We start from the raw sequence: 11143 nt of genomic DNA on the forward strand, positions 1-11143 counted from the left end.
GCCCCGCTTCCCGGGCCCACGGTCCACGGATCCGAGTCCCATGCTGAACTTCATCCTCCGCAGACTGGCCGGCGGCATCGCGCTCCTGGCGGTCATCTCCTTCCTCTCCTACGTCCTGCTGTCGATCCCCGACACCGATGTGGGCCGCCAACTCCTCGGCCAGGGCGCCCCGCAGGATCTGGTCGACGCAAAGAACGCCGCACTCGGCCTCGACCAGCCGGTGTTCGCCCAGTACGGCGACTGGCTCGCCCATGCCGTCCGCGGTGACCTCGGCATCTCGTGGTTCACCAGCGAGGACGTCAGCGCCGCCGTCACCAACCGGCTGGCCGTGACGGTCAGTCTGATGGTCGGCGTGACGCTGGTGACCGCGCTCGTCTCCGTCTGCCTGGGCGTGTGGGCCGGGGTGCGCCGTGGCATCGTCGACCGGTGCGTCCAGGTCCTGGGCGTCCTCGGCTACGCGCTGCCGGGCTTCCTCATCACCCTCGTGTGCGTCCTGGTCTTCGCCGTGCAACTGCGCTGGTTCCCCGCCATCGGCTACACGCCGTTCAGCGAGTCGCCCAGCGGCTGGCTCTCCACGGTGACCCTGCCGATCCTCGCCCTGTCGGTATCCTCGATCGCCGGTGTCTCCCAGCAGGTGCGCGGCGCCGTCATCGACGTACTGGGCCAGGACTACGTCCGTACCCTGCGCGCCCGTGGCCTCTCGCCGCGCCGCATCGTGCTGCGGCACGTGCTGCGCAATGCCGCGGCGCCCGGACTCTCCGTCCTGGGCATGCAGTTCGTCGGCCTGCTCGGCGGCGCCGTCCTCGTCGAGCAGATCTTCGGTCTGCCCGGCATCGGCAGCATGACCGTCACCTACACCACCCGCGGCGACATCCCGGTGATCATGGCTCTGGTCATGCTTACCGCGACCGGCGTCGTCCTGATCAATCTCCTGGTCGACATCCTGATCGGCTGGCTCAACCCGAAGGCGAGGGTCGCATGAGCGAGAACCTGCCCGCCGACGCCGCTGCTGTACCGCACGCTCCAGACGCCGCGTCCCGGCGTCGTGGCGTCATCGGCCGGGTCCTGCGCAACCCGCTGGGCGCGATCGCCGCCGCTGTACTGCTGCTGATCGCCCTCGCCGTTCTGCTCGCGCCGGTCCTCACCTCGCAGGACCCCGCCGCGGGCACCCTCGCCGACGCCTTCGCGGGAAGTTCGGGCCACCACCCGCTGGGCGCCGACTCGGCGGGCCGCGACGTCCTGGCCCGGCTGCTGCACGGCGGGCAGAACACCCTGGGCGGGGCCCTCCTCGCGCTCACCGTCGCGCTCGTGCTCGGCGTCCCCTCGGGACTGTGCGCCGGCTACTACGGCGGGCGCGTCGACAGCGCGGCCAGCTGGATCGTCAACCTCGTCATGGCGTTGCCCGCCATGGTGGTCCTGCTCGCCTCGCGCGCCATCCTCGGCCCAAAGGTCTGGGTCCTGATGGTGGTCCTCGGCGTACTCGCGGCGCCCAGCTTCTTCCGACTCGTGCGCGGCATCGTCGCCGACGTACGCGGCGAGCTCTACGTCGATGCCGCCCGCGTCTCCGGCCTCTCCGACGTGCGCATCATCGCCCGGCACGTGCTCACCATCGTCCGCGGACCCATCGTCATCCAGATCGCCCTGGTCGCGGGCGTCGCCATCGGGCTTCAGGCCGGACTCGAATTCCTCGGCGTCGGCAGCGGCCAGTCCGCCACGTGGGGCGCGATGCTCAACGAGGCGTTCCAGAACATCCAGACCGCGCCCCTGCTCATGCTCTGGCCCGGCCTCGCCCTCGGCCTCACCAACGGCGCGCTCGTCCTGCTGGCCGTCGCGGTGCGCGACGCGCTCGCCGCCCCGCCGGCCGCGGTCCGCTCCGCCGCTTCCACCGCCGCGCAGCCCGAACCGGACAGCGCCGCGCCCGCGCCGGGCGAACGTGCGGCCCTGCTGTCCGTACGCGATCTGGCCATCGCCTACCCGGGGCCCGACGACACCGACCACCATGTCGTCCACCACGTCGACCTCGACGTCCGCCCCGGTGAAATCGTGGGCCTCGTCGGCGAGTCCGGCTCCGGCAAGACCCAGACCGCGTTCGGCATCCTGGGCCTGCTGCCCGCAGGCGGACGCGTGACGCGCGGCAGCATCACGCTGAACGGGCAGGAACTCGTCGGACTGCCCGAGCACGCCCATCGCACCCTGCGCGGCACCACCGTCGCCTACATCCCGCAGGAGCCGATGAGCAACCTCGACCCGTCCTTCACCATCGGCAGCCAACTCACCGAGCCCATGCGGCACTGCCTGGGCCTGAGCCGCAAACAGGCCGCCGCCCGGGCCGCCGAACTGCTGAGCATGGTGGAGATCCCGGAGCCCGACAAGATCCTGCGCCGCTACCCGCACGAGATCTCCGGCGGCATGGCCCAACGCATCCTCATCGCCGGAGCCATGTCCTGCGACCCCGAACTGCTGATCGCCGACGAGCCGACCACGGCCCTCGACGTACGCGTCCAGGCCGAGATCCTCGACCTGCTGCGCACCCTGCAACAGGACCGCGACCTCGGCGTCCTCCTGGTCACCCACAACTTCGGTGTCGTCGCCGACCTGTGCGACCGCGTCACCGTGATGCGCACCGGCCGCGTCGTCGAGAGCGGTACCACCGAGGACGTACTGACCCGGCCCCGGGCCCCCTACACCCGCAACCTGCTCGACGCCGTGCTCGACGACGCACCCGCGCGCGCCGGCTGGCAGCCTCGAACGGTCAGGAGCGCCGCCGTATGACCGCCACCGCATTCGCCCCCGAGGACGTCCTCCTCTCGCTGCGCGACGTACGGGTGTCCTTCCCCGGCAAGGGCTGGCGCGCGCCGCGCACCGAGGTCCTCAAGGGCATCGATCTGGACGTCCGGACGGGCGAGACGCTTGGTCTGGTCGGTGAGTCCGGCTCGGGCAAGACCACCATCGGCCGGGCCATCCTCGGCCTGGTCCCGGTAGCGTCGGGCACCATCACCTTCGACGCTGAACGCATCGACACCGCCGACCGCAGACGGCGCCGCGCCCTCAGCCGCGATGTGCAGGTCATCTTCCAGGACCCGTACACCTCGTTGAACCCGTCATTGACCGTCGGTGACACCCTCACCGAACCGCTGCTCGGCCAGGGAACGAGCCGCCGTGCGGCACACGGCCGGGTCGGGGAGCTCCTCGACCGCGTGCACCTGCCGGCGGGATCCGCGGAGCGGCTGCCGCGCGAGTTCTCGGGCGGACAGCGTCAACGGGTGGCCATCGCGCGGGCGTTGGCCCTGCGGCCACGCCTGATCGTGTGCGACGAGCCGGTCTCCGCGCTCGACCTCACCACCCAGCGCACCGTCCTGGACCTGCTGCGGGAGATCCAGGAGGACACCGGTGTGGCCTACCTGTTCGTCTCGCACGACCTCGCAGTCGTCCGCACGATGAGCCATCGTGTCACCGTCATCCACCACGGCGAACTCGTGGAGACCGGCGACGCGCACACCGTCACGACACAACCCCGGCACCCGTACACCCAGGCGCTGTTGCTGGCGGCGCCGGTCGTCGACGTCGCCGAGCAGCGCCGTCGCCGCGAGGCCGCCCGCCGGATCACCTCGCCCGCATCGCTCACCTCGACGGCCAAGGGGGCCCGATGACCACGGTATGGCTGCGCACGCTCACCGCCCCCGACGGCACGGTGTTCCGGGACCTGAACGGCAACGGCCGGATGGAGCCCTACGAGAACCCGACCCTGCCGGTCGCCGACCGGGTCCGCGACCTGCTGTCCCGGATGACCCTTCAGGAGAAGGCCGGACAGCTCTTCCAGCCCAGCATCGAAGCCGGCACCCACGGTGAACTCGTCGAGCGCGAGGCCCTGTTGATGCCCGCGCCCACCACACAGGTCGTCCGGGACCAGCACATCACCCACTTCAACGCCCTGCGACTGCCCGGCGCCCGCTCATCCGCCCTGTGGCACAACCGGCTGCAACGCCTCGCCGAGCAGAGCCGTCTGGGCATCCCCGTAACCATCTCCACCGACCCGCGCCACAGCGACGTCGACAACCTCGCCGCCGCCCTGAGCACGTCGGCGTTCTCGGCCTGGCCCGAAGCCCTCGGCCTCGCCGCCCTGCGGGATCCGGATCTGGTCCGCGAGTTCGCCGACATCGCGCGGCGCGAGTACCTCGCCGTCGGCATCCGCGCCGCCCTGCACCCGCAGATCGACCTGGCCACCGAGCCGCGCTGGGCCCGCCAGTCCACCACCTTCGGACCCGACGCCGAGCTCACCGCCCAGTACGTACGCGCCTACCTGGCCGGCTTCCAGGCGACCGACGAGAGCGCGGGCCCGCTGCACGGCGCGAGCGTCGCCTGCATGACCAAGCACTTCCCGGGCGGCGGCCCGCAGAAGGACGGCGAGGACCCGCACTTCCCCTACGGCCGCGAACAGATCTACCCCGGCGGCATGTTCGACTACCACCTCCAGCCGTTCCGCGACGCGATCGATGCGGGAACCTCGGCCGTCATGCCCTACTACGGCATGCCCGTGGGACTCACCTACAAGGGCCGCGCGATCGAAGAGGTCGGCTTCGGCTTCAACAAGCAGGTCATCACCGGCATCCTCCGCGACGAGCTCGGATTCGACGGCGTGGTGTGCACCGACTGGCAACTCGTCAGCGATGTGACCATCGCCGGGCACTCGCTGCCCGCCCGGGCCTGGGGCGTCGAACACCTCGACCGGCCGGCCCGCGTCGCGAAGATCCTCGACGCCGGATGTGACCAGCTCGGCGGGGAGTCGTGCACCGACGTGCTGATCGGCCTCATCGAGTCCGGCAGGATCACCGAGGAGCGCATCGACGCGTCGGTCGCACGCCTGCTGAAGATCAAGTTCGAACTCGGCCTGTTCGACGACCCGTACGTCGATGTGGAGGCCGCCGACCGCATCTGCGGGGCACCGGAGTTCCGGCAGCGCGGATTCGACGCGCAGGCCCGCTCGGTGACTGTCGTGCACCGGGCGGCCGAACCCGCCCGCACTCCGTGGCCGGTGCCGCGCGGCAGCCGGCTGTACGTGGAAGGCGCGGACGTCGAGGTGTTCGCGGCCTGCGCGGAGGTGGTGGCGACCCCGGCGGAGGCCGAAGTCGCGTTCGTCCGCCTGCCCGCGCCCTTCGAACCGCGCAGCGCGTACGTGCTGGAGCGGGTCTTCCACGCGGGGAGCCTGGAGTTCCCCGGCGACACCGTGGAGCATCTGCGCGAGATCGCGGCACAGGTGCCGCTCATCGTGGACGTCACCCTGGAACGGCCCGTGATCGTCGGGCCGTTGCTCGACGTCGCCGACGTCGTTCTCGGCTCGTACACCAGCAGCGATCGCGCCCTGGCAGCCGTGGTGTTCGGCGAGGCGGAGGCGGCGGGACTGCTGCCCTTCGACCTGCCCGTCTCGATGGCCGCCCTGGAACAGGAGTCGCCCGACAGCCCGTTCCCGTCGGACCCGACCGTCATCGCCGTCCCGCGCGGGACCGGCCGATGCTGACCCATGTGGGAAGCGGGGCCGGGCGGATGACTCCGCCCGGCCCGCGCAGTCCCAGAGTCGCGAACTCATGGGACGCACTCAAGAAGGTAGGGCCGCATGACTCCGATTCTGGGGGTGGCGAGGGTCTGAGCGGCGGCTCCGCAGGCACCGCCGCGTAGACCAGCGCTGGCGAGGGCTGGGCGCGTACCGCGTCGTGAAGGCTGCGCGACAGACTGCTTCGGTGGCCGGACGGTGCGCCACGGGAAGCGGCGGGCCGTCGTGCGTCAGGCCCGCTCCGGCGGGTGTGCGGGGCTACCCGCCGCCGTCCGGGGCGGGGTGGTGGAGCAGTGTGATCAGGTCGTCCACAGGTCGGCGCATGTCGGTTGACCGGTCGATGAGCCACTGGAGCTGAATTCCGTCGACGACGGCGACCAGCATCTGGGCCAGCCGCTGGGGCGGCAGCGTCGTGGACAGGGTGCCCTCGCCCGCCCCTCCCTCGACGAACGCCGCGACGCGCCCGCGCAACCCCGGGTAGCGTTCCGCGAAGAACGCGTGCGCCGGATGGTCCGGGTCACCGGCCGCCGCCGTCATCGCGACGAACAGCTCGACCAGGCCCGGGGTGGCCTCGGCCTCGCGGACGATGTCCTGATAGCTCGCTCCGACGTCGTCGCCGCGCCGCTGCCGGGCCTCGTCGTCGCGCATCCGCAGGACTTGGGTGAGCAGGTCCTCCTTTGAGTCGAAGTAGTGCATGAGTCCGGGCAGGCTCAGGCCGCACCGGGCGGCGACCTTCCGCAGCGACGTGCCGCGATAGCCCTCGGCCGCGAAGACATCCAGTGCAGCGTGAAGGATCTCGGCGCGCCTGGCCTCGCCCTTCTCGTAACGGCCTCGGCGGGCCATGGTCTCGGTCACTCCCAGGGGACGTCGGACGCTGGGAAGTAGCGGAGGCGTGCCGTGCCCCACCAGCGCGCGTGCCGGGCCAGCCGCTGCCGGTACGCGTCCCACTGCGGCGGCCGGCCGGACCAGGCGGCCTCGGCGACGGAGGGCAGGCGCGGCAGGAGCAGCGCGCTCACGTCGTCGAAACCGCGCAGTCGTTCGGCGAAGAGGGTGGCCTCGACGCCCGCGATCCGGTCCTCGGGTATGCCGTGCGCGAACGGGTCCCAGCTCGCGGTGTGGCGGATCTCGCGCGGGCGGTACGAGGGGAAGCCCAGGTTCGCCAGGTCGGGCGGGCAGTCGGCCGGCGTGACCCCGGTCGCGTAGGGACGGTCGAGGTAGAGGTGTGACTGCGGGGACAGCAGGACGCGGCCGCCGCTGCTCAGAACGCGGTCCACGTCGTCGTCCGAGGGGGCGAAGAACCGCTTCATGGCCGCGATCAGTTCGACGCCGAAGCCCGCAGCCATCAGCTCCGGGCGGTCGGCGAGCTCATCGGCGGTGTCCGGAAGATCCATCATCTCCACGTCCACCCAGTACTGGAGGACGTCACCCGCGGCCACGCCGGCCCGGGACGCCTCCTGCCAGGCCAGTGGCGACTTGCCGAACTTCCGTACCAGGGAGCGTAGTTCGCGTACGGAGGCGGTGAAGCTCTCCTCGGTCGCGCCGAGCGCCTCGTCCCCGCCCACATGCACGAAGGGGCCATCGGTGAGCGCGCACACGTCTGCGAGCACCGCTGACACCGCGTCATGCGTCCGCGAGTCGGTGAGGTCGAGCGGCGGCACGAACGGGAAGCGGCCGGCCAGGTGCTCCGGGGCGGGGGCGTGCGGCAGATCGGGGACCGCGCGGCGCAGTGCCGCGCAGTGGCCCGGCAGGTCGATCTCGGGGACCAGGGTGACGTGGCGCCGACGCGCGTATTCCTGGAGCTCCCGGTACTCCGCCGCACTGTAGAAGATGCGCTCCGCGCCGTCTTGGCCAGTGGTGAGAGCGGGGAGCGAGGGGATCTCCAGGCGCCAGCCCTCGTTGTCGGTGAGGTGCAGGTGGACGACGTTGAGCTTGTACAGCGCGGCCACGTCGATCAGGCGGCGCACCTCGTCGCAGGTGAGGAAGGTGCGGGCCGGGTCGAGCAGCAGGCCCCGCCAGGCGAGGCGCGGAGCGTCCCGCAGCGTCCGAGGAGCGAGGGCCCCGTCCGCCGGTGTGGTGAGCAGGAGTTGTGTCGCGGTGGTGGCGGCGCGGAACGCGCCCACGGCGGTACGGGCGCGGCAGGTGATGCCGCCGCCGTGCACCGACACCTCGTACGACTCGTCCGGAGGCCGCGGCGTGCCGGTCGGCGCGATGCCGGTGGTCGTCACCGGGGAGCCGGGAGCGTCGTGGTGCGTCAGGTTCAGGACGAGGCCGTCCGCTCCAGGAGCCTCGGACGGGGCGAGCCGCGCGCCCAGGTGCGGCACGAGGAGCTCGCGGAGGGTGTCCGCCACCGGTCCCAGTGGTGGATCGGCCCGCAGCCGCCAGGGGCCGCGCACCCGCAGCGGACTGCCTGGGCTCGACGTGTCGGACGTGGGCGCGGGGATGACGGCGTGCATGCGGGTTCTCCCTGGTCCAGGACGGGCCAGGGGCATCCGGACCGGTCGTCAGGCTCGGTATCCGTCGCCCCTGGCCGGTGCCGATCAGGGCCGGCGCCCCCCACGGTCGCCCCTTCCGCCCTGACCGGCGACGTGTGTACGCTAACACGAAAACCGATCAATGAACGTTTTTTGCGGTGGCCCCGGCCGACACGGGCCCGCCGCGAGAGGAGCGCGCGCATGACGTCCCCTACCGGGCCCGAACTTCCCCTGCCCGACGGCTTCCTGATGGGGGCGTCGACCTCCGCGCACCAGGTCGAGGGGAACAACGTCACCAGTGACTGGTGGGCGCTCGAGAACAGCCCGGAGACCTTCGTTTCCGAACGCAGCGGAGACGCGGCCGACAGTTATCACCGCTGGCCGGAGGACATGGACCTGCTCGCCGAACTCGGCTTCAACGCGTACCGGTTCGGCATCGAATGGGCACGTATCGAACCGGAACCCGGGCGGATCTCGCGCGCGGCACTGGCCCACTACCGAGCCATGGTGCGCGGAGCCGCCGAGCGTGGTCTGACGCCCCTGGTGACCCTCCACCACTTCACGTCACCGCGCTGGTTCAGCGAGCGCGGCGGCTGGGCGTCGCCCGACGCCGGGGACCTCTTCGCCGACTACACCCGCACGGCTCTGGACGTCCTGGGAGACGACGTCAGCCACGTGGCCACCATCAACGAGCCCAACATGATGGCCCTCATGTACACCATGCGCCGGCTCATCGCGGAGCATGGGCAAAGCGCCCTGGACGCGGGCCGGACCGGGGGAGCGGCGTTCAACCCCGCTGCCCTCGAACCCGAGGCACAGGTCACCGACGCACTGATCCGGGCACACCGGCGTTCGGCGGACATCCTCAAGGGCGCCGGCGTGAAGGCGGGGTGGACCATCGCCAACCAGGTCTACCAGGCGGAACCCGGCGCCGAGGACATCGCGGTCTCCTACGCCCGCCCGCGCGAGAACGTCTTCCTGGAAGCCTCGCGCGACGACGACTGGATCGGCGTCCAGGCGTACACCCGACACCGCATCGGCCCCGAGGGCCCGCTTCCGGTGCCCGAAGGGGCGCCGACCACGCTGACCGGCTGGGAGATCTACCCCGAGGCGCTGGCCGAAGCTGTCCTGCACACCGTCGACACCGTCGGCGCGCACGTCCCCGTCATCGTCACCGAGAACGGCATCGCCACCGCCGACGACACCCAGCGCATCACCTACACCCGCCAGGCCCTGTCCGGTCTGGCGCGCGTGATGGAGCAGGGCGTGGACGTACGCGGCTACTTCCACTGGAGCGCCCTCGACAACTACGAATGGGGGAGCTACCGGCCCACGTTCGGCCTCATCGGCGTCGACCCCGCCACGTTCGCCCGCACGCCCAAGCCGTCCGCCCGATGGCTCGGAGCGCTGGCCCGCGACGGCCGCATCCCCGGACCGCAGGCACCGGCCCGGACCGCGGGCGCGATCGCGGGTTAGGCTGTCGCGCATGGCGAAACGGGGCCCCTACGAAAAAGGCGAGGCCAAGCGGAAGGAGATCCTCCAGGCCGCCCTGGAGATCTTCGCCGCGGAAGGCTACCGCGGCACCTCCCTGCGCAAGGTCGCGGCGAAGTGCAGTCTCAGCCTGCCCGGCCTGATGCACTACTTCAACTCGAAGGAGGACCTGCTCACGCAGGTCCTGCGCATGAGGGACGAGACCGCCCAGGTGCGCCAGCGGCAGCGCACCAGCCCGGAGAGTTACAAGGAGATCATCCGCGAGGGGGTGAACACCCCCGGCCTCGTCGAGCTGTTCGTCTCCATGGCGGCCGCGGCGAGTGACACCAAGCACCCTGCGCACGCGCACTTTGCCGAGCGTTACCCCGTCCTGAGGGACCGCGTCGCGGCGTTCCTGCGACAGCGGATGGAGGAAGGGGCGATGCGCGAGGACGTCCCGCCGGAACGGCTGGCCGCCCTACTGATCGCCGTGGCCGACGGCATCCAGTTGCAGTGGCTGGTGGACCGGTCCGTCGACATGCAGCAGCCGGTCGACGACGTCCTGACATTGCTTGAGGTGAGCGGTCAGGGCGTGTGAAGAGACAGAGGCGTGAGCGGCATGCGTCGCCGGCAGGCCGGGAGTGCGAATGCTCACGTGCCCGCACTGGCAGTGCGCTCGCGTGACGCGTGGGGGCGCCGAGTCGGTACCTCCGGCACACACTCGTGAGGTTGTTCCTGACCGGCATCTTTGCCAGCCGGAAACACAGACTCCGAGGCCGGAACTGGGCCACCCGATTCACTTACGGATGGATCACCCGACTCAGGGTCTACCGCCTTACCGGAAACGTGCACAGGGCGACGGCGCATGCCAGTCGGTGAACGATGTCGGAAAGCCGTGTGCGGGAGAACCGCACGCACGGTTTGAAGCGGCGGGGGCTGGAAACGGAGCGGAAGCCACCGCGCCAGTCCCCGACCCTACTGAGACTGAGCCACATGCGCACCCCCGCGCACCGGCGCACGGCGCCGCCCACCAGCACCTTCCAGATCAGTTGCGGGGGCTACCGCGAGGCCGACACCGAACAGGGGGCGGACCCCGGCGGCAGCCGCGGCTTTCGCGAAGCGCACCGTGCCGGCCATGGTGTCGCGGTCGGTCAGTGCCAGTGCGCCGATGCCGCGCTCGGCGGCGCGGCGTACGAGGTCGTGGGGGAGCGAGGCACCGTAGCGGGCCGAATAGCCGGAGGCGACATGAAGGTGGGGGACCCCGGAGGCGTTCACCGTCACCTCCGATCACCCGAGACGCGATTCAAGTCAGATGGCTCGATCCGTCACCAATGTATCGAACGTAAGTCGAACAATGCGAGTTCTCTACCCGCGCGCCGCATCCGGCCGGGGTTGTGATCCGGCTACCCGACCACAGGTGTGACTTAGAGGGCATCTGATCTGGATTACTGGTAGTTAGAGATGATTGTGTGACTGTCAGCGTTGGGCATCGTTATCCGAGGGGTGAGTGGTCGTCGCCCGTATCGCAGTGACGTGTCCGATGCCCGCTGGGCCTTGATCGAACCGGTCTTCACCGCCTGGCGGATGAGACGGACCGGGCCGGGCACGGCCGCCCGGGTGCACGACCTGCGGGAGATCGTCAACGCCATCCTCT

Annotated in this window: 8 protein-coding genes and 2 pseudogenes; 7 read left to right on the plus strand and 3 right to left on the minus strand. The window is 70.9% G+C overall.

Features of this window, described 5'->3' with window-relative positions; genetic code table 11:
- The first annotated feature begins 40 nt into the window (after nucleotides 1–40).
- The 4 genes from AC5P1C_RS40945 to AC5P1C_RS40960 are packed head-to-tail and all read left to right on the plus strand — an operon-like array spanning nucleotide 41 to nucleotide 5515.
- Nucleotides 41–982 carry an ABC transporter permease gene (locus AC5P1C_RS40945; protein ID WP_493871083.1) on the plus strand — a complete coding sequence of 314 codons (942 nt, stop codon included), beginning with the start codon at nucleotides 41–43 and terminating at the stop codon, nucleotides 980–982.
- Nucleotides 979–2772, plus strand: coding sequence for a dipeptide/oligopeptide/nickel ABC transporter permease/ATP-binding protein (locus AC5P1C_RS40950; protein ID WP_493871084.1), 1794 nt, complete (start codon nucleotides 979–981; stop codon nucleotides 2770–2772). The genes AC5P1C_RS40945 and AC5P1C_RS40950 overlap by 4 nt, the downstream gene beginning before the upstream one ends.
- Nucleotides 2769–3650, plus strand: a complete 882-nt coding sequence (locus tag AC5P1C_RS40955; protein WP_493871085.1) for an ATP-binding cassette domain-containing protein — start codon at nucleotides 2769–2771, stop codon at nucleotides 3648–3650. Before AC5P1C_RS40950 ends, AC5P1C_RS40955 begins: the two co-directional genes overlap by 4 nt.
- Nucleotides 3647–5515 (plus strand): glycoside hydrolase family 3 protein, encoded by a 1869-nt coding sequence (locus AC5P1C_RS40960; protein ID WP_493871086.1) that lies wholly within the window; start codon nucleotides 3647–3649, stop codon nucleotides 5513–5515. The genes AC5P1C_RS40955 and AC5P1C_RS40960 overlap by 4 nt, the downstream gene beginning before the upstream one ends.
- Nucleotides 5516–5806: 291 nt before the next feature.
- Here the strand turns inward: AC5P1C_RS40960 and AC5P1C_RS40965 are convergent, their stop codons facing one another.
- The gene (locus AC5P1C_RS40965) at nucleotides 5807–6391 is read right to left on the minus strand and encodes a TetR/AcrR family transcriptional regulator (RefSeq protein WP_493871087.1); all 585 of its coding nucleotides are present in this window, start codon (nucleotides 6389–6391) and stop codon (nucleotides 5807–5809) included.
- 8 nt (nucleotides 6392–6399) lie between these two features.
- On the minus strand, nucleotides 6400–8001 hold the full coding sequence (locus AC5P1C_RS40970) for a family 20 glycosylhydrolase (RefSeq protein ID WP_493871088.1): 1602 nt from the start codon (nucleotides 7999–8001) through the stop codon (nucleotides 6400–6402).
- Nucleotides 8002–8220: 219 nt separating this feature from the next.
- Between AC5P1C_RS40970 and AC5P1C_RS40975 the strand changes: the two genes are divergently transcribed.
- Nucleotides 8221–9495 carry a glycoside hydrolase family 1 protein gene (locus tag AC5P1C_RS40975; RefSeq protein WP_493871089.1) on the plus strand — a complete coding sequence of 425 codons (1275 nt, stop codon included), beginning with the start codon at nucleotides 8221–8223 and terminating at the stop codon, nucleotides 9493–9495.
- A 10-nt stretch (nucleotides 9496–9505) separates the two neighbouring features.
- Complete coding sequence (locus tag AC5P1C_RS40980; protein WP_493871090.1) at nucleotides 9506–10087, plus strand: TetR/AcrR family transcriptional regulator; 582 nt, start codon at nucleotides 9506–9508, stop codon at nucleotides 10085–10087.
- A gap of 383 nt (nucleotides 10088–10470) precedes the next feature.
- Here the strand turns inward: AC5P1C_RS40980 and AC5P1C_RS40985 are convergent.
- Nucleotides 10471–10764 (minus strand): annotated as a pseudogene (locus AC5P1C_RS40985) (PHP domain-containing protein); the annotation flags it as partial.
- A 228-nt stretch (nucleotides 10765–10992) separates the two neighbouring features.
- On the opposite strand from AC5P1C_RS40985, the pseudogene AC5P1C_RS40990 reads away from it, so the two are divergent.
- Nucleotides 10993–11143: pseudogene (locus AC5P1C_RS40990) on the plus strand (IS5 family transposase); the annotation flags it as partial.

This window comes from Streptomyces sp. A18, from assembly GCF_059026065.1.